16 protein-coding genes are annotated in these 17,950 nt (G+C 66.4%); 12 read left to right on the top strand and 4 right to left on the bottom strand.

Features of this window, described 5'->3' with window-relative positions:
• Positions 1–3: 3 nt before the first annotated feature.
• Positions 4–630 carry a cupin domain-containing protein gene (locus G6N58_RS12745; RefSeq protein WP_163908143.1) on the bottom strand — a complete coding sequence of 209 codons (627 nt, stop codon included), beginning with the start codon at positions 628–630 and terminating at the stop codon, positions 4–6.
• 353 nt (positions 631–983) lie between these two features.
• Between G6N58_RS12745 and G6N58_RS12740 the strand changes: the two genes are divergently transcribed.
• The 9 genes from G6N58_RS12740 to G6N58_RS12700 all read left to right on the top strand — a co-directional run bounded on the left by G6N58_RS12740 (position 984) and on the right by G6N58_RS12700 (position 10,713).
• Positions 984–2,132 carry a sugar ABC transporter substrate-binding protein gene (locus G6N58_RS12740; protein WP_163908141.1) on the top strand — a complete coding sequence of 383 codons (1,149 nt, stop codon included), beginning with the start codon at positions 984–986 and terminating at the stop codon, positions 2,130–2,132.
• Positions 2,129–2,902: an SDR family NAD(P)-dependent oxidoreductase gene (locus tag G6N58_RS12735; protein ID WP_115278452.1), complete on the top strand. Its 774-nt coding sequence runs from the start codon at positions 2,129–2,131 to the stop codon at positions 2,900–2,902. Before G6N58_RS12740 ends, G6N58_RS12735 begins: the two co-directional genes overlap by 4 nt.
• Before the next feature lie 85 nt (positions 2,903–2,987).
• Positions 2,988–4,436: a sugar ABC transporter ATP-binding protein gene (locus G6N58_RS12730; protein ID WP_163908139.1), complete on the top strand. Its 1,449-nt coding sequence runs from the start codon at positions 2,988–2,990 to the stop codon at positions 4,434–4,436.
• 15 nt (positions 4,437–4,451) lie between these two features.
• Positions 4,452–5,459: an ABC transporter permease gene (locus G6N58_RS12725; protein ID WP_115278454.1), complete on the top strand. Its 1,008-nt coding sequence runs from the start codon at positions 4,452–4,454 to the stop codon at positions 5,457–5,459.
• A 10-nt stretch (positions 5,460–5,469) separates the two neighbouring features.
• Entirely contained in the window at positions 5,470–6,540 is a 1,071-nt protein-coding gene (locus tag G6N58_RS12720) for a 2,3-butanediol dehydrogenase (protein WP_115278455.1), read from the top strand.
• Positions 6,537–7,307 (top strand): SDR family oxidoreductase, encoded by a 771-nt coding sequence (locus tag G6N58_RS12715; protein ID WP_115278456.1) that lies wholly within the window; start codon positions 6,537–6,539, stop codon positions 7,305–7,307. The genes G6N58_RS12720 and G6N58_RS12715 overlap by 4 nt, the downstream gene beginning before the upstream one ends.
• 22 nt (positions 7,308–7,329) lie before the next feature.
• Positions 7,330–8,118, top strand: coding sequence for an SDR family NAD(P)-dependent oxidoreductase (locus G6N58_RS12710; RefSeq protein WP_115278457.1), 789 nt, complete (start codon positions 7,330–7,332; stop codon positions 8,116–8,118).
• A gap of 45 nt (positions 8,119–8,163) precedes the next feature.
• The gene (locus G6N58_RS12705; protein WP_115278458.1) at positions 8,164–9,555 is read left to right on the top strand and encodes a M24 family metallopeptidase; all 1,392 of its coding nucleotides are present in this window, start codon (positions 8,164–8,166) and stop codon (positions 9,553–9,555) included.
• Positions 9,556–9,636: 81 nt separating this feature from the next.
• Positions 9,637–10,713: an SDR family oxidoreductase gene (locus G6N58_RS12700; RefSeq protein WP_115278459.1), complete on the top strand. Its 1,077-nt coding sequence runs from the start codon at positions 9,637–9,639 to the stop codon at positions 10,711–10,713.
• Between the two features lie 43 nt (positions 10,714–10,756).
• Here G6N58_RS12700 and G6N58_RS12695 read toward each other — a convergent pair whose 3' ends face one another.
• Complete coding sequence (locus G6N58_RS12695) at positions 10,757–12,013, bottom strand: dihydrolipoamide acetyltransferase family protein (RefSeq protein ID WP_115278460.1); 1,257 nt, start codon at positions 12,011–12,013, stop codon at positions 10,757–10,759.
• Positions 12,013–14,199, bottom strand: coding sequence for an alpha-ketoacid dehydrogenase subunit alpha/beta (locus tag G6N58_RS12690; RefSeq protein WP_115281550.1), 2,187 nt, complete (start codon positions 14,197–14,199; stop codon positions 12,013–12,015). The genes G6N58_RS12695 and G6N58_RS12690 overlap by 1 nt, the downstream gene beginning before the upstream one ends.
• Before the next feature lie 148 nt (positions 14,200–14,347).
• Between G6N58_RS12690 and G6N58_RS12685 the strand changes: the two genes are divergently transcribed.
• The 3 genes from G6N58_RS12685 to G6N58_RS12675 are packed head-to-tail and all read left to right on the top strand — an operon-like array spanning position 14,348 to position 16,940.
• Complete coding sequence (locus tag G6N58_RS12685; RefSeq protein ID WP_068915017.1) at positions 14,348–14,872, top strand: VOC family protein; 525 nt, start codon at positions 14,348–14,350, stop codon at positions 14,870–14,872.
• A 7-nt stretch (positions 14,873–14,879) separates the two neighbouring features.
• The gene (locus G6N58_RS12680) at positions 14,880–15,539 is read left to right on the top strand and encodes a GntR family transcriptional regulator (RefSeq protein WP_115278461.1); all 660 of its coding nucleotides are present in this window, start codon (positions 14,880–14,882) and stop codon (positions 15,537–15,539) included.
• Positions 15,540–15,563: 24 nt separating this feature from the next.
• A complete protein-coding gene (locus G6N58_RS12675) occupies positions 15,564–16,940 on the top strand; it encodes an NADP-dependent succinic semialdehyde dehydrogenase (protein ID WP_115278462.1) in 1,377 nt (458 codons plus the stop codon).
• On the opposite strand, the gene G6N58_RS12670 is transcribed toward G6N58_RS12675, so the two are convergent.
• Positions 16,918–17,943, bottom strand: coding sequence for a LacI family DNA-binding transcriptional regulator (locus G6N58_RS12670; protein WP_115278463.1), 1,026 nt, complete (start codon positions 17,941–17,943; stop codon positions 16,918–16,920). The two genes, G6N58_RS12675 and G6N58_RS12670, sit on opposite strands and share 23 nt — an antisense overlap.
• Positions 17,944–17,950 lie beyond the last annotated feature (7 nt).

The following is a 17,950-nucleotide window of genomic DNA, read 5'->3' as shown; positions in this document are numbered from 1 at the left end:
CCCCTAGTGCTGCTCTCGGCCCGTCACGAACCACACCCCGCGGGCGGGTTCGTCGCCCGGATTGCGGTAGACGTGCACCCGCGCGGAGTCGAAGGCGATGGAATCGCCGGCCGACAGTGTGTAGGTCTCGAATTCCAGTTGGAGTTCCAGGGTTCCGCTGATCAGGTACGCGATCTCGTAACCGGTGTGGGTGCTCAGACGCCCGGTGGTGGATGACGAGCTACCCGGCGGATACGTCACCAGGATCGCGTCGGTGGCCGAGGCACCCACCTTGGCGAGTTGTTCCCAGATCACGCCGGATTCCAACTCCAGTACCGGCCTGGCTCCCGGGTGCATCACGGGCGATACCCCTGCCACAGCCGGCTGGGACGCCAGTTGCGCCAGTTGCCGATCCAGCGTCGAGGTGGTCCTGGGCGCGGGACCGGAGCCATTGTCTGAGGCAACCAGCTCATCGAGCGACAGTCCCAGCTCCCCCACCAGCGCATACAGGGTGGTGACCGACGGCCTCGCCCGACCCGTCTCGATCTGCGACAACAGGCTTGCGGACACGCCCGCACGCGAACCGAGCTCGCGAAGACTCAGGCCGGCCTGGATGCGCGCATCCCGGATGGCGCGCGCCGTGTTGTCCAAACTCCCGTCACCTTTCCGCTGGTCAAAACCCGTGGAACCGTTCCTGGGCGATTCTGCCACGAATCTCGTGTTCCACAACACTTGACATTGCACGCCGTGTCGTTAAATGCTGTTAAACATCCACGGTGTTGCAGGTCACACCGACGCACAGTTGCGAGGAGCCACCCATGCGCATGTCGCGCACCATGAATTCCCGACGAGAATTCCTCCGATTCACCCTGCAGGCCGCTGCCGCGGGTGCGTCACTGCCGTTGTTGAGCGCGTGCACCAACGCATCGGGTGCAGTCGACTTCGGCCCGCTCCCTACGCCCGTCGTTCAGGACCCCAATGATCCTCGGAACAAACACTTCTCGATGGTCGACAGCTTCTACACCCTGGACAACGACTACTTCCAGGGCTGGGCGCGGGGCTCTGCCTTCGCGGCCGCCACCTTGCTGATGTCCCGCGACCAACAGGTCGACAACTCCAACATCGACGTACTGCGCAGCGTCTTCGAAGCCGCTCCGATCAAGGACGTGCAGGGCATCAGCACGCTCCCCAACACCGCAGCAGCCAGCCCTGAGATCCTCGGTCTGGCGCAGGCCTCGGGTATCTACGCCTCGAGCAACTGGTCCAACGCGCCGTGGAGCACGCCGTTCGACATCGGCGACTATTACTACTCGTATCAGACCGCCAACGACGTCGCCGGCGCGCGCGAGCTGTGTAAGCAGCTGTTCGAGGAGATGGGCGGCACGGGCAAGTTCATCCACATCGAGGGGATCAAGGGCAACTCGGCCTCCGACAATCGCACCGCAGGTGTTGACGAGGCTCTGGCCCTGTACCCGGGTATCGAGATGGTGGCGCGCCAGCCGGGCGCGTTCAGCCGCGGCGGTACCCAGCCGGTGATCGAGAACCTCCTGACCGCCAACCCGGACGTCACCGGAATCATGTGCGCCAACGATGATTCGGCCATGGCGGCTGTCACGGCGGTGGAGTCGCGGGGCATCAAGAACTGCAAGGTGGTCGGGATCGACGCCATCGGCGAATTCCTCGAAGCCATCCCCCGTGGCACTGCGTTCGCCACCTGGGCGCACCACGGGGCCTGGATCGGAGCGTTCTCGACGGTGCGCGTGTTCGACGCGCTGGCCGGCGTCACCCTCTCCGCCCCGGAACGGATGATGAACTTCGGCGGCTTCATCATCGACTCCGCCGAGGCTGCCGAGGCCTACCGCGACCTGATGTATTCGTCGAAACCCCTGCCGTTCGACTACGAGCTGATGTCCCAGGCACTGCACCCGGACGACTGGGATCCGCAGAACTCGATGATCCCCTTGGACATCGACATCTACTGGGAGCGCGACAAGAAGCCGCCTCGCTACGAGATCCCGGCGGCATACACCGAAGCCGTCGACTCGGGAGAGATGGAACGCGTGGCGCAACGCTACGCGACGGCCTACCGGTCCGATCCCTTCGCAACCGTACGAACCAAATGCCGCAATGGCGGGAAGGACATCCTGCAATGACAAACACCAACACGTTCGCGGGAAAAGGTGCCATTGTCACCGGAGCGGGCAGCGGCATCGGCCGAGCGGTCGCCCTCGAACTCGCCGCCGCCGGTGCCCGGGTCCTGGCCGTCGACGTCAACGTCGAGGGCGCTGAGAAGACAGCATCGGACGCCGCCGGAGAAGTGCACCCCTTTGCCGCCGACGTCTCCGACCCGGCTCAGGTGCGGACCTACGCCGAGGCCGCAACAGGACTGGTCGGCCCGCCGCAGCTGTTCTTCAACAACGCCGGCGTCGAAGGTGTGCACAAGTCCATTGTCGACACCACCTCCGACGAATGGCGAAAGGTGGTGGGCATCAACCTCGACGGCATGTTCTTCGGCCTCAAGTACGTCCTACCGTTGATCCAGCAGGCCGGAGGCGGAGCCGTGGTGAACACCGGATCCATCCTCAGCCTGAAGGCGGCACCTGACCGGTCCGACTACGTGGTGACCAAACACGGTGTGCTGGGACTGACCCGCAGCGCGGCGGCAGAGGTCGCCACTCAGGGAATCCGGGTCAACTGCATCTGTCCCGGGCCGGTGGCCACTCCCCTGATGACCCGCTCGGAGCTGCTGGTCAACCCCGACGACCCGGGGTACGAGCACGACCGGTTCATCGAAGGCACCCCGGTGCGTCGCTACGCCGAGCCCCGGGAGATCGCCGAGCTGGTGTTGTTCCTGCTGCGCGATGACGTGGGCTACCTGACGGGTTCGGCGGTCACCATCGACGGCGGAATCATGGCGGTATGAGATGACCTCGACAGATCACAATCCAGCCCTGCTGGAGATCCGAGATGTGACACGCACTTTCGGTCCGGTGAAAGCGCTTCGTGGAGTGAGTTTCTCGGTTCGACGAGGTGAGATCGTCGGGCTGATCGGCGAGAACGGGGCCGGCAAGTCCACGGTACTGAACATCATCAGCGGTACCGACCACCAGGACGCGGGCCATGTGCTGGTCAACGGCCGCGAGGTGAGCTTCGCCAACTACCGGGAAGCCACCAGCAACGGGGTCTTCCGGATATTCCAGGAACTCGCGCTGGTGCCCAACCGGTCGGTGTGGGAGAACTTCGTATTGTCCCACGAACAGCACTTCATCCGGGCCGGACTGATCCGGCGCGGCGCTGGAATCGCCTGGGTGCGCAACCTTCTGGAGCGGTTCGACCACGGCTGGGTGGACCCGGCTGCTGCGGTGGACCACTACCCGTTTGCGGTGCGGCAGGTTCTCGAGATCATCAAAGCCTTCGCCCTGGCCGAACTGCTGGGCCACGAGGAGCCCATCATCCTGCTCGACGAACCCACCGCCGGCCTGGCTGCCGACGAGATCGAGTTCCTGCGCACCGTGCTCATGCGGGTGAAGGAACGCAGTGCCGTGGTGTTCGTGTCCCACCGCCTCAGCGAGTTACTGGAGTGGAGCGACCGCATCGTGGTCTTCAAAGACGGCGCCGTGGTCGCAGAGGAATCCACGGGAACCCTGACCGAGAGTCAGCTGCACTACCTCATGGTGGGCCGCGAACGCGATGCGCAGTTCTATCGGGAGGGTAGACAGCGCCCCACCCCCGGCGACGCGGTGCTGGAGGTGGAGAACCTCGGGGACGGCCAGGCCTTCAGGGATGTCGACCTGTCGATCAAGGCCGGTGAGATCGTCGGCATCGCAGGCGTTCTCGGTTCGGGAAAGAGCGAGCTGGGTGCCGCGGTCTTCGGAGCCCGCCCGGTCACCGCGGGGACGCTGAGTTATCGGGGCAAGCAGATCGCCCGACCGTCGATCGCGACCATGTGCGACCTGAAGGTCGGCTACGTCACCCCGGAGCGCAAGGACGACGGATTGCTGGACACGTTCTCCGTGGCGCAGAACATCTCGTTCGCACGCATCGCGTCGCAGAGAACCCCGCTGCTGGACCTGGGCCGCGAAAAGACCGAAGCCAAGGAGTACTTCGGCAAGATGCGGATCAAGGCGGCGTCGATCGTGGCTCCGATCGACAGCCTCAGCGGGGGTAACCAGCAGAAGGCCATCATCGCCCGGTGGCTGGCCCGCGGCGTCGACATGCTGATTCTGGACAATCCCACCCGGGGTGTCGACGCCGGCGCCAAAGAGGAGATCTACGACATCATCCGCGACCTCGCTGACAGCGGCGTCGCGATCCTGCTGATCAGCGACGACCTGCTGGAAGTCATCGGGTTGTCCAACCGCATCGCGGTCATGAAGGACGGCGTGATCACCCACCGCGTGGATGCGCACGTCGACACCAAACCCCAGGAATCCGACCTCATCGCAACGATGGTCTAACGAAGGTACGAACACATGACAACCGACCTGCACACCTCCCCGGCGTCCGCACCTCCACCCGAGGCCGATCGGGTGAACCTGCTCGACTTCGCCAAACGGCACTGGTCCACCATCGCCCCGATAGCGACACTGCTGCTGCTCATCATCGCGTTCTCTCTGGTGGACAGCCGGTTCCTCCGGCACGAGAACTTCCTCAACATCCTGCGGCAGTCCTCGGTCCTGCTCATCCTCGCCACTGCCTCGACGGTGGTGATCCTGATGGGCAGCATCGACCTGTCCGTCGGGTCCATCCTCACCTTCACCGCGTTCTCCGGCGCACTCATGGTGCAGTACACCGGAATCAGTGCGCTGTTGGTACTGCTCCCCCTGATCGGGATGCTCTGCGGGTTGTTCAACGGGCTGGTCATCGCCTACGGTCGACTGCCCTCCTTCCTGGTCACGCTGGGGACGTTGTACGCCTTCAACGGGTTGGCCAGCTACATGGCGGGGGGAGCACCCGTACCACTCACCGATGGTGGGTTTGTCAATCTGTTCACCGGCACCTTCCTCGGGCTGCCCGTGATCGCGCTGTGGGCCATCCTGGTGCTCGTCGTCGCGATCATCGTTGCCCGCAGCACCCGGCTGGGGCGATACCTCTATGCGCTCGGCGGCAACGAGAAGACCTCGAGGTTGTCCGGCGTGCCGGTGCGGCGCTACAAGGTGTACGCCTTCATGATCTCCGGCTTCCTGGTCGGTATCGCCGGCCTGCTGCAGTTGGTGCGCGCCAAGAGCGCCAGCCCGGACATGGGAGAGCCCTTCCTGCTACCGGCCATCGCCGCGGTGGTCATGGGCGGCACCCCGCTCTCGGGCGGAATCGGGGGTCCGCTGCGCACCGTCACCGGCGTCCTGATCATCGCGATCCTCGGCAACGGCATGGTGATCGCGGCGGTCGATCCGTTCCTGCAGAACGTCGTTCAAGGTCTGGTTGTCATCGCTGCGGTCGCACTGACGATGGACCGCCGCAAGATGACCCTGGTCAAGTAGGAGGACAGCCATGCTCGCCACCGTGTTCCACAACCGTCACGACGTCCGCGTCGAGGAGGTCCCGGCCCCACAACCGGTCGGTCCCAGGGACGTGCTCCTGCGGCCGTTCTTCTGTGGGATCTGCGGTACCGATCTGCACGAGTACGCGTTCGGCCCCATCGTGATCCCTACCGAACCCCACGCGTTGACCGGCGCCAACGCGCCGCAGGTGCTGGGCCACGAGTTCTCCGCCGAGGTGGTCGACATCGGCTCCGAGGTCACCAGCACGAAAGTGGGAGATCGGGTTTCGGTGATGCCCCTGGTGACCTGCGGTCAGTGCTACTACTGTCGGCGCGGCCTCAATCACCTGTGTGTGGTCATGGCCTGCACCGGATTGAGCTGGGACGGTGGAGGTATCGCCGAACTGGTGGTGGTGCAGGAACAGCAGGTCAGTGTGCTGCCACCTGAGGTGGACAATGTTCAGGGTGCGCTGATCGAACCGGCGGCGGTCGCGGCTTACGGCGTCGACCAGACCGGGATGGGCGCCGGTGACACCATCCTGATCACCGGAGCCGGACCCATCGGGGCACTGTCGGCGCTGTACGCGCAGGCCGGCGGAGCCTCGAAAGTCATTGTTTCCGAGCCGAATGCACGTCGGCGCGCACTGGCCGAAGCATTGGGCGGGGTCACCGTCGTCGACCCGACGGCAACAGACGTGCCCGCCTTCGTCCGGGACCTGACCAACGGTGTCGGGGTGGATGTCGCTGCCGAATGCTCGGGCAGCGAACCCGGCCTGAACGCCGCGCTGGCCAGCGTCCGCTCCGCCGGCACCGTCACCCAGGTCGGACTACACGTCAAACCCGCTGCCATCGACCCCATGGCGCTGTCCAACCGGGATCTCACCCTGACCGGAACGTGGTGCTACCCGGTGTACGACTGGCCGCGGATCATCGCCCTCGTCGCCTCCGGTCGCTATCCGGTGGAGCGCGTGCTGACCGAGATCATCGACGTTCACGACGTCGTGTCACGTGGATTCGACCGGCTGCTCGACCCCGATGGCGACGCGCAGAAGCTTCTGGTCCGGGTCGGTGGTGACACGTGACCACCACCGCTCTGGTGACCGGTGCAGGCGGTGGGATCGGCCGCGCGGTGGTGCGATCGTTCCTGGAAGCCGGGACTTCGGTCGCCCTCGTCGACGCCGACGACCGCTTCCTCTCCCACACCCCGGATCTCGCCGCCGAGTTCCCCCATCTCACGGTGCGGGCGTACACCGCCGACATCACGCAGACCTCTCGGGTGGGCACGCTGGCCGAGCAGGTCGCCGCCGACTTCGGGCGACTCGACGCCCTGGCCCTGGTCGCAGGCACCGTGCAGACCGCGGCCGGCATCGCCGACCTCACCCCCACCGAGTGGCGGCGGGTCATCGACGTCAACCTCACCGGTGCATACGAGATGACGCACGCGCTGGTCCCTCTGCTCAAGCAGGACGGCGGGGGTGCCATCACGGCTGTCTCATCGTGGTGGGGCCGATCCGGACACGCCTACTTTGCGGCCTATTGCGCCGCCAAAGCCGGACTCATCGTGTTCACCCAGGCCCTGGCTCAGGAACTCGCTCCGCTGATCCGGGCCAACACCGTGTGCCCGGGCAACATCGACACCGCCATGCACCGCGCGGCCCTGGAATCCGAAGCCGCCGAACGGGGGGTTTCGTTCGAAGAGATCAAACAATCGGAATGGGCCAAGATCCCGCTCGAGAAGGCCGGCGCACCGCAGGACATCGCGAACGCCATCCTCTTCCTGTCCTCCCCCGCGGCCGCTTACATCACCGGCGCCTCGCTGGATGTCAACGGCGGCGTCGTCTTTCACTGACCGTCTTCCACCAGGAGTTCTCATGACCGACCGACTCACCGACAAGTCCATCGTCATCACCGGCGCAGGCCGCGGTATCGGCGCGGGCCTCGCACATGGCCTGGCCGCAGAAGGCGCGCTGATCACCGTCGTCGACCGCGACTCGGCCGGCGCCCATGCGGTGGCCGACGCCATCGTCGCTCAGGGCGGACGCGCCTGCGCCGCCGTCGCCGATGTCACCGACCGGGCGTCGGTTCGGACTGCAATCGCCACCGCGGTGTCCGAATACGGCCGCCTCGACGTGATGTTCAACAACGCCGGCCTCAACATCCCCCAGCCTTTCCTGGAGATCACCGAGGACAGCTGGCACACGGTGATGAACGTCAATGCCCTCGGCGTGCTGATCGGGACGCAGGAGGCGGCCACACAGATGATCGCCCAGGGCGGGCCCGGAAAGATCGTCAATACGGCCTCCATCGCCGGTCGCGAGGGCTATGCCAGCTTCGCGCCCTACAGCGCAAGCAAATTCGCCGTCATTGCGATCATCCAGGCGGCTGCGCGGGCACTGGCGGCCCAATCCATCACCGTCAACGGGTTCTCTCCCGGCGTGGTGGACACTCCACTATGGCAGCAGCTGGACAAGGATCTGGTGGCCATCGGTGACGCCGAGCAGCCCGGAGATGCGTTCGCCGCGTTCGCTTCCGGAGCCCTGGTCGGTCGCGCCGCCACCCCGGCGGACATCGTCCCCACCGCGATCTTCCTGGCCGCACCGGACTCCGACTACATCACCGGACAAGTGATGGCTGTGGACGGTGGCATGGTCCTCGTCTGAATCCTTCACACACGTAGATACTTTCACAGATAGGACCACACGACCATGGGCATCGCCACCTACGGAACCAACGCCGTCGACTGGGAACAGCGCCTCGACTTCGACCGGCTCCGCGATGAGCGGCTGGCCCGCTTGAAGGCCAAACTCGACGAGTCCGAACTCGGCGCGGTACTGGCTTTTGACTTCACCAACATCCGCTACATGAGCGCCACCCATATCGGTACCTGGGCGGTGGACAAGCTGATCCGGTTCGCGTTGCTGGTCCGCGGTGGTGAGCCCATCGTGTGGGATTTCGGTTCCGCGGCCAAGCACCACCAGCTCTACAATCCGTGGTTGGACTACTCCAAAGCAGAATCCGACGCCGACCCGCACGGCCCACACCACGGCGCGAAGATGACCCAGCCCAGCGGTGCCCGCGCAGGCATCTCCACGCTGCGCGGCGCTTTCCACCCCGATGCGGGTATCGCCGACGAGGTGGCGCGCAAGGTCCGCGCGGAACTGGACGCCTACGGACTCCTGGGTGATCCGCTGGGAGTGGATGTCATCGAACTGCCCATCCTGAAGGCGTTGCAGGACGCCGGCATCACCGTCACCGACGGCCAGCAGGTGTTCCTCGAGGCCCGGCGCATCAAAACCCGGGACGAGATCGGTCTGCTCACCCAGGCCTGCTCGATGGTCGACGCCGCCTACGACCGGCTCTATGAGTTCCTGCGTCCCGGGGTCAAGGAGAACGAATGCGTCGGCCTGGTGAGCAAGAGCTTGTACGACATGGGTTCGGAGTTCGTCGAGGGTGTGAACGCGATCTCCGGTGAACGGTGCGCGCCGCACCCGCACGTGTACTCCGACCGCATCCTACGCCCCGGCGACCCGGCGTTCTTCGACATCCTGCACAGTTACAACGGCTATCGCACGTGCTACTACCGCACGTTCGCCGTCGGCAGTGCCTCAGCCGCCCAGCGTGACGCCTACACCCGCGCACGCGAGTACATGGACGCGGCAATAGCCCTGGTGCGTCCCGGTGCCACCACCGCCGACATCGTCGCGGTCTGGCCGAAAGCGCAGGAGTTCGGCTTCGCCGACGAGGAGGCCGCCTTTGCGCTGCAGTATGGGCACGGCGTCGGTCTGTCGATCTGGGAGAAGCCGATCTTCTCCCGATTGGTGTCATTCGATCACCCCGAGGTACTCGAGGAAGGCATGGTCTTCGCACTGGAGACCTACTGGCCGGCAGCCGACGGCTGGGGTGCGGCCCGAATCGAGGAGGAACTGGTGGTCACCGCCACCGGCTGCGAAGTCATCACCAAGTTCCCCGCCGAGGACCTGCTGGTCGCGGGTCAGCGCTACTTCACCGTGGGAGGTGCACTGCCCACACTGCGTGATTCGCAGTCGCACCTGAACACCTCGATCGGCCGGGGCGAGAGCACGATCAGCACGCCATGACGGCACCGACCACTCGAGGCGGACGCTCTGACGGGTGTCCGCCTCGACGGCGTCTGTCTGACAACACGAGAAGGAGAACCAATGAACGTTTCGGACAGAAGTGACGCGCTGGTAGTGGGTGCCACCGGCATCTCGGGGCAGGCCATCTGCCGTCGACTGGTAGCTGCCGGCCGGCGCACCTATGGGCTGTCCCGCAGGACAGAATTGCCGGTCGCCGACGCGATCCCTGTGACGGCAGACCTCCTCGACGAGGGTCAACTACGCGAAGCGCTGGCTGACATCAGGCCCGAGGCGGTGTTCGTCACGGCGTGGATGCGCCAATCCGACGAGGCCGCCAACATCGCGGTGAATTCAGCCTTGCTGCGAAACGTCTTGGTCGCGTTGGAGGCCGGAGGTTCGGTCGAGCATGTCGCGTTGATGACCGGGCTCAAACACTATCTCGGCTCGTTCGAGGACTATGGCAACGGTGTGCAGGCCGAGACCCCGTTCCACGAATCCGAGCCCCGGCTGCCGTCACCGAACTTCTACTATGCGCAGGAAGACGAGTTGTTCGCCGCGGCGCAGCGGATGGGATTCACCTGGAGTGTGCACCGATCTCACACCGTGTGCGGTTTCGCGGTGGGCAACGCCATGAACATGGTGCTGACGCTGTCTGTGTACGCCACCATCTGTCGAGAGACCGGCCGCCCCTTCATCTTTCCGGGATCCGAGACCCAGTGGAACGGCCTGACCGACGTCACCGACGCCACCCTGCTGGCCGATCAGATGATCTGGGCGGCAGCGTCTCCCCACGGCCACAATCAGGCATTCAACACTGCCAACGGCGACGTGTTCCGGTGGCGCTGGTTGTGGCCCCAGTTGGCTGCCCTCTTCGACGTGACCCCGGTGGGTTTCGACACGGCGCCGCGGCCGCTGGAAGACCAGATGCACGATGCCGCATCCGTCTGGAAGGACATTGCCGCCCGCCATGGCCTGGTCGAGCACGACGTCGACCGGCTGGCCTCGTGGTGGCACACCGATGCCGATCTGGGTCGCGACATCGAATGCCTCACCGACACCACCAAGGCCCGCAGCGCGGGTTTCGACGGTTTCCGGGCGACCCCGCAGTCGCTGGCCGATACCGTGGCGCAGTACCGGGCCGCCAGACTGATCCCGTGAGGTCGGGCCGCGGGGGCGGATGACCGTCCCCGCGGCCCCGCTCTCAGATCAGGATCGTCACCGGATTTTCGATTCGCCGGACGAACGCGGCCATCCACTGCGCGGCCACCGCCCCGTCGATCACCCGGTGATCGGCAGACAGCGTGACGGTCATGACCGTCGCGACGGCGAGCTCACCGTCGGTCACCACCGGCTTCTGCATGGCACCGCCGACGGCCAGGATGCCGGAGTGCGGCGGGTTGAGGATCGCCGAGAACTCGCCGACGCCGTACATGCCGAGGTTCGACACCGAGAAGCTGCCGCCCTTGAGCTCCTGCTGCTTGATCTTGCCTTCACGCGCGCGCCCGGCCAGATCGGCGACCTGCGCCGAGATACCTGAGATCGGCAGGCGATCCACCCCGCGGATCACCGGGGTGAGCAGTCCGCCGTCCACCGCGACGGCCACGGCGATGTCAGCGCTGTCGAAGCGCCGGATCGAATCCCCGTTCCAGATCGAATTGGCCTCGGGGACTTCGATCATCGCACCGGCCACGGCCTTGATCACGAAGTCGTTCACCGACACCTTCACCGGGCCTGCGGCATTGACGGTCTTGCGCAGCTCCAGCAGCGCGTCCACCCGGCAGTCCGCCGTGACGTAGAAGTGCGGCACCGTGGTCTTGCTCTCGGTGAGCCGTCGCGCGATGGCCTTGCGCATGCCGGTCAGCGGGATGTCGGTGAACCCGACCTGCGCAGTCACGGACTCGTCGGCCCGCGGCGCCGCAACCGGGGTCGGCGTCGCTGCGGGTGTGGCAGCCGGGAGCTTCTCGAGATCCCGGCGCACGATGCGACCGCCCGGTCCGGTCCCGGTGACGGAGTGCAGGTCGATGCCCTTCTCCTTGGCGATCTTGCGTACCAACGGGGTGGCGAACAACCGTCGGCCGTTGGTCGCCGGCGCCCCTTGGTCTGCGGCCGCTGCCTGCACCGGTTCCGGCGCGGGAGCCTCCAGAATCGGCGCGGCGGACTCCGGGTCCCGGGGCGCTTCGGTGTCGGTGTGGGTGTCGATGTTGGCCTCGACCGTCTCCCCGGGGGCGCCGACCACAGCGATCGGCTCACCGACGGCGATGGTGACGCCGGGTTCGGCGATCAGTTGGGCCAACACGCCTGCGACCTCGGCGGCGTACTCGACCACGGCCTTCTCGGTTTCGATCTCGGCGATCGGGTCACCGACGTTGATTTCCTGCCCGACGCTCACCAGCCACGTCTGGATGATTGCCTCGCTGGTGTTGGCCAGCACCTCGGGCATACGGACGACGGTGGCCATCAGTGATCACCCATCCCGATACGGATCTTCTTCAGGCCGGCCACCACTTCCTCGGTGCGGGCGATGGCCGCACGCTCCAACACCCGGGAGATGGACGGCGACGCCTCGCCTCCAGAGACCCGCTCCACCGGCTGGTCCAGCCAGTCGAACAGACGGCGCTGGATCTCGTCGGCCAGCCATCCCCCGTAGGAGCTGCCGCGGGCGCCCTGCTCGACGATCAGCACTGCGTTGGTCTTCTTGACGCTGGCCTCGATGGTGTCCCAGTCGATGGAGGCGCGGTCCAGCCAGCGCAGATCGATCAGTTCGGCGTCCATGCCGGTCTGCTCGATGGCTTCGGCGCAGTGCGCCACCATCGACAGGTAGCTGATCACGGTGACGTCGTTGCCCGTACGGCGCACGGCCGCGGTGCCGGGCGCGATGATGTAGTCCAGCTCCACGTCAGGCACCTCGTCGGCCTTGGCGTAGAGATCGATGTGCTCGATCACCAGCACCGGATCCTGCAGCGCCAGAGCGGCATTCATCAGACCCACGTAGTCCGCGGCGCAGGACGGGGCGACGATGCGCCAGCCGGGACTGGTGGCGAAGATGCCGGCCGGATCCATCAGGTGCTGCGACCCGTAGCCGGAGCCCATCGCCACCTTGGTGCGCAGCACGAACGGCACCGGGTTGTCGCCGCCGAACATGTGCCGTGCCTTGCCGATCTGGTTGAACACCTGGTCGGCGGCCACCCACATGAAGTCGGGGTACATGAACTCCACCACCGGCCGGAACCGGCCGTCGAGTGCCAGACCGCCCCCCAGACCGGTGAAGGCGTTCTCGCTGATGGGGGTGCCCACCAGGCGGTTGTCGCCGTACTTGGCCAGTCCCTTGGTGGCGCCGTTGGTACCGCCGCCGAGGCGGTGCACGTCCTCGCCGAAGATGACGATGCGCTCATCGGTGGCCATCCGGCGATCCATCACACCGGAGACTGCCTCCACGAATTTGGTTTTACGCCAGGGCCCTTTGTAGTTGGTGGGCTCCAGGACCTCGAGGGAATCCAGCTCGCTGGCATCGCCGCGGACGCCGACGTTGACGAAGCCGGGATCGGGCCACAGTTCGGGGCGGATGCGGCGCTTGCCCTCGGTCTCGGGGTCGGCTTCGAGAAGCTGGGCCACCGCGTCCGTCATCGCCTGCTGGGCCTGGCGGCGCAGCTCGGCCACGCCGGCCTCGTCGATCAGCCCCAGTGCGATCATCTCGGAAGCGGTCTTCTCCAGCGGGTCACGGGCGCGCCAGGACGCCTCCTCCGCCTTGTCGCGGTAGCCGAACGCGCTACCCGGGTAAGGGCCGTTCTGGTGGAAGAACCGGTACACCTCGGCCTCGATGACGGCGGGACCCTCGCCGTTGCGCATCCGCTCGGCAGCCTTTTCGGTGGCCAGGTACACCGCCAGCGGATCCATGCCGTCCACCCGCCAACCCGGGATGCCAAAGCCCTGCCCGCGCACCGAAAGCCTTGGATCGGCGGTGATCTCGTCGACGCGGGTGGACACCGCGTAGAGGTTGTTCTCGATGAAGAAGCAGAACGGCAGCTTCCAGGCCGCGGCCAGGTTCATCGATTCCAGCACCGAGCCGATCTGGCTGGAGCCGTCCCCGAAGTAGCTGATGGTCAGGTCCGTTGTGCCACTGTGCTTCTGCGCCCAGGCGTTGCCCGCACCCATGGGTACGCCGCCGCCGACGATGGCGTTGGTGCCCAGGGCGCCGGCTTCGAACCACTGCAGGTGCATCGAGCCGCCGCGGCCCCGGCAATACCCCTGCGCCAGGCCCAGGATCTCGGCGAGCGTCTGCTGCAGCACGCGCTGGATCTTCGGGGTGACGGCCGCGGCGGGATCGATCACCCCGCCGGAGACATGCGTCAGGGCCTTGGCCAGGAACTGGTGGTGGCCGCGGTGCGAGCCGTTGACCGCGTCGGCGGAGCGCAGGCCGACGATGGATCCCACCGCACCGCCCTCCTGCCCGATGCTGGAGTGCGCCGGGCCGTGCACCAGCCCCTCGCCCGCCAGCTCCAGCACCGTCTCCTCGAAGGCCCGGATCAGGTGCAGCTCGGCCAGCATGGTGGCCAGCAGTGCCGGGTCAGCGGCTTTCCAGTCCTCGGCGGTGGTCGCCAGTTCGATCCAGGGCGAGCCGGTTTCCAGGCGGGTTTCGGTTGGCATGAGCCTCATCTCCATCGGTGTGATGCGCATCCCAACCATAACCCGATTGGATACACTTTGGCCAGAGAGGGTTCTTTTCTGCGGGTTGAGCCGGTACTCTCACTCTTGATTGGATGCACTTTACGGCACCTTCGAAAGGGTTCGCACCATGCCGCTCCCCGGCCTCGTCGGCACCGACCACATCGGCTTCACGGTCCCCGACCTGGAGAAGGCGCACGACTTCTTCGTGCGGATCCTGGGCTGCACCCACGTCTACACACTGGGTCCCTATGCGCACGACGACGATTGGATGCAGGAGCACCTCGGCGTGCACCCCCGCACGGTGATGCGTGAACTGCGCTTCTACCGGTGCGGCACCGGCGCCAACTTCGAGGTGTTCGAATACGAGCCCGCCGACGGCCAGGCCCCCCAACCCCGCAACAGCGACATCGGCGGCCACCATCTCGCCTTCTACGTCCACGACATGGATGCCGCCGTGGCCTACCTGCGGTCCGAAGGCATCGAGGTGATGGGCGAGCCGACCGCCAGCCGCAACGCCAGCGAGGGACAGCACTGGGTCTACTTCCGCAGCCCCTGGGGCATGCAGTTCGAACTCGTGAGCTTCCCGAACGGCAAAGCGTACGAGGCAGACGCGCAAGTGCTGCTGTGGAATCCGAATCATCCGGCAGACTGAACACCCGATGACACAACCCTTGATCCGCGACGGCATCACCGGTGCCCGGGTGGCCGACGAACTCCGTCAGGCCATCCTGCGCGGGGTGTATCCACCGGGCACCCGGCTGCGTCAGGTGGAACTGGCCGACGAGTACGGCGCCAGCCGCGTCCCGGTGCGGGAGGCCCTGCGCATTCTGGAAGCCGACGGCCTGGTCACCTCGGTGGCCAACGCCGGCTCGTGGATCGCCCAGCTGAGCCTCGACGAATGTGTCGAGCTGTACCAGGTCCGCGAACGCATCGAGCCGCTGCTGCTGCGTTACAGCTTGGCGAACCTCTCGGAGTTCCAGATCACGCGGCTGGCCGAGCTGGCCGATCAGATGCGCGCCACCCGGGATGTCGAACAGTTCCTCGAGCTGGACCGGCAGTTCCACCTCGGCAGCTACGCCGGTGCGGACACCACGTTCCTCGGCCCGACGGTGGAGCGGCTGTGGAACACCACCCAGCACTACCGCCGCGCCTTCACGCGGCTGCTCGACGACGACAGCAACCGCATCGTGCACGACGAGCACCACATGTTGGTCGCAGCCCTGCGCGAGCGCGACCACGACGAGGCCGAGCGGGTGTTACTCGGCCACATCCGCCGTACCCGCCGCCAATTGGCCCGGCACCCAGAAGTTTTCGAATAGTCCCCGGCAACGAACAGGAATTCCATGGCAATCGAGACCATCAACCCCGCCAACGGTGAGACCGTCGAGACCTTCGAGGCGCATTCCGCCGACGAAGTGCAGCAGCGCATCGCCGCCGCCCACGACGCCTTCCACCAGCTGAAGAGCACCACCTACGCCCAGCGCGCCGCCTGGATGCACGCGACGGCGGAGATCCTGGAGGCCGACGTCGACAAGACCGCCGAGATGATCACCCTGGAGATGGGCAAGCCGATCGCCCAGTCCCGGGCCGAGGTGCTCAAATGTGCCAAGAACATGCACTTCTACGCCGACAACGCCGAGTCATTCCTGGGCGCCGAGGCACTCGACGATCCGTCGTCGGTGAACGCCGCCTCGGCGGGCACGGTGTGGCAGCCGCTGGGCGTGGTGCTGGCGGTGATGCCGTGGAACTACCCGCTGTGGCAGGTGATCCGGTTCGCCGCCCCCGCGCTGATGGCCGGCAACACCGGACTGCTCAAGCACGCCTCCAACGTTCCGCTGAGCGCGCTGTACCTCGACGAGCTGTTCGAGCGGGGCGGATTCCCGACCGGCTCGTTCCGCACCCTGCTGATCGGCTCGCGTGAGGTGGCCGCGGTGATCGAGGACCCCCGGGTCAAGGCCGTCACCCTCACCGGGTCCGAGCCGGCGGGTCGCTCGGTGGCGGCCACCGCCGGTCAGGTCATCAAGAAGGCAGTGCTGGAGCTCGGCGGCTCCGATCCGTTCATCGTCATGCCCAGCGCCGACATCGAGGCGGCCGCCGCCACCGCGGTGAAGGCCCGGGTCTCCAACAACGGTCAATCCTGTATCGCCGGAAAGCGATTCATCGTGCACACCGACGTCTACGACCAATTCGTCGACGCGTTCGTCGCGAAGATGAACGCGCTGACCGTCGGGGACCCGATGGACGAGTCCACCGACGTGGGCCCGCTGGCCACCGAATCCGGCCGAACCGATGTCGCCGACCTGGTCGACGACGCGGTGGCCAAGGGCGCCGAGGTGCTCGCCGGCGGCGGGGCGCCGGATCGGCCCGGCTGGTACTACAACCCCACGGTGTTGGCCGGTCTCACCGATGACATGCGCATCGTCATGGAGGAGACCTTCGGTCCGGTGGCCTCGGTGTACCGGGTCGCCGACCGCGACGAGGCGGTGCGGGTGGCCAACCAGACCACCTTCGGGCTCAGCTCGGCGGTGTGGAGCAACGACGCCGACGAGCAGGACTGGTTCGTCGGCGCCCTGGATGCCGGCGCGGTGTTCCTCAACGGCATGACGGTCTCCTACCCCGAGCTGCCGTTCGGCGGCATCAAGGACTCCGGCTACGGCCGCGAGCTGGCCGCCGCAGGCATCCGCGAGTTCTGCAACCTCAAGACCGTCTGGAAGGCCTGACCGGCGGCGGGCCTGTGGAGCCGCGCACCAGGAGCGCGACGGGCACCAGAACGTGGCTGCGCGGCTGGTCGGCGATCAGGTCGAGGACCAGTTGCGCTGCCCGCGCGCCGATGTCGTACTGCGGGATCGCCACGGTGGTCAGCGCGGGGTCCAGGAAATCCGACAGCGGCATGTTGTTGAAGCCGATCACTGAAACCTCTGCCGGACAGGGGATCCCCCGCTCGCGTAGCGCCGCGTAGCAACCGACCGCGATCATGTCGTTGCCGGCGATCACCGCGGTGGGAATCCGTCTGTCCAGCAGAGCAGAGAAGGCCGCTTTGCCTTCGTCTGCGGCGTAGCGCTGCGCATGCTCGATGAGTTCCGGGTCCACCGCCAGGCCTGCGGCCTCGATTGCCGTCTCGAAAGCAGTTCTTCGCACCCCCGTCATCGACAGACTCACCGGACCGGCCACATGGGCGATTGCAGTGTGACCGAGTGCCACCAGATGATCCACGGCGGCCACCATGCCCGCTGCGTCGTCGCCGGAGACCGCGGCCGCATCCACGTCCAGCAGACGATTGACCAGCACCACAGGCGTATTCGTGTTGACGAGGTCGACGACCGCCCGGTCGTCGCGGCGCGAGGAGGCGATGATGAAACCGTCGCAGCGCCGGGCGGTCAGAGTACGCAGCAGCTCTTCCTCCCGGTCGGCACTGTCGTCGGTGTTCGCGATCAGGGCCGCATAGCCGGCCGTGCGCAACGTGTCCTCGATGCCGCGCACAATCGGCGGGAACACCGGGTTGCCGAGGTCGGGCACCACGACGCCGATCATGCGGGACCGGCGGGTGCGCAGGGTCCGGCCGAACTCGTCGGGCACGTATCCGAGGCGGGCGGCGGCCTCCTCCACCCGGCGGGTGGTTGCCGGGGTAACCCGGCCGACCAGTGCGGGATTGAGTGCCCGCGACACCGTTGCCGGGTGGACGCCGGCAGCGCGGGCGACATCCTGGATGGTCGGCTTCGGCATCCGACAA

Origin of the sequence: Mycolicibacterium tokaiense, assembly GCF_010725885.1 — a bacterium.
GTDB lineage: Bacteria > Actinomycetota > Actinomycetes > Mycobacteriales > Mycobacteriaceae > Mycobacterium > Mycobacterium tokaiense.
Note: the sequence above shows the minus strand (reverse complement) of the source record. Positions and strands in the feature narration are given on the sequence as shown.

What these genes read in the sequence shown, in the direction of transcription:
- G6N58_RS12700 (WP_115278459.1), top strand. Translation starts at nt 9,637, where the DNA reads ATGAACGTTTCGGACAGAAGTGACGCGCTGGTAGTGGGTGCCACCGGC.
- G6N58_RS12705 (WP_115278458.1), top strand. Translation starts at nt 8,164, where the DNA reads ATGGGCATCGCCACCTACGGAACCAACGCCGTCGACTGGGAACAGCGC.
- G6N58_RS12735 (WP_115278452.1), top strand. Translation starts at nt 2,129, where the DNA reads ATGACAAACACCAACACGTTCGCGGGAAAAGGTGCCATTGTCACCGGA.
- G6N58_RS12725 (WP_115278454.1), top strand. Translation starts at nt 4,452, where the DNA reads ATGACAACCGACCTGCACACCTCCCCGGCGTCCGCACCTCCACCCGAG.
- G6N58_RS12690 (WP_115281550.1), bottom strand. Translation starts at nt 14,199, where the DNA reads ATGCCAACCGAAACCCGCCTGGAAACCGGCTCGCCCTGGATCGAACTG.
- G6N58_RS12680 (WP_115278461.1), top strand. Translation starts at nt 14,880, where the DNA reads ATGACACAACCCTTGATCCGCGACGGCATCACCGGTGCCCGGGTGGCC.
- G6N58_RS12675 (WP_115278462.1), top strand. Translation starts at nt 15,564, where the DNA reads ATGGCAATCGAGACCATCAACCCCGCCAACGGTGAGACCGTCGAGACC.
- G6N58_RS12710 (WP_115278457.1), top strand. Translation starts at nt 7,330, where the DNA reads ATGACCGACCGACTCACCGACAAGTCCATCGTCATCACCGGCGCAGGC.
- G6N58_RS12685 (WP_068915017.1), top strand. Translation starts at nt 14,348, where the DNA reads ATGCCGCTCCCCGGCCTCGTCGGCACCGACCACATCGGCTTCACGGTC.
- G6N58_RS12720 (WP_115278455.1), top strand. Translation starts at nt 5,470, where the DNA reads ATGCTCGCCACCGTGTTCCACAACCGTCACGACGTCCGCGTCGAGGAG.
- G6N58_RS12695 (WP_115278460.1), bottom strand. Translation starts at nt 12,013, where the DNA reads ATGGCCACCGTCGTCCGTATGCCCGAGGTGCTGGCCAACACCAGCGAG.
- G6N58_RS12740 (WP_163908141.1), top strand. Translation starts at nt 984, where the DNA reads ATGGTCGACAGCTTCTACACCCTGGACAACGACTACTTCCAGGGCTGG.
- G6N58_RS12670 (WP_115278463.1), bottom strand. Translation starts at nt 17,943, where the DNA reads ATGCCGAAGCCGACCATCCAGGATGTCGCCCGCGCTGCCGGCGTCCAC.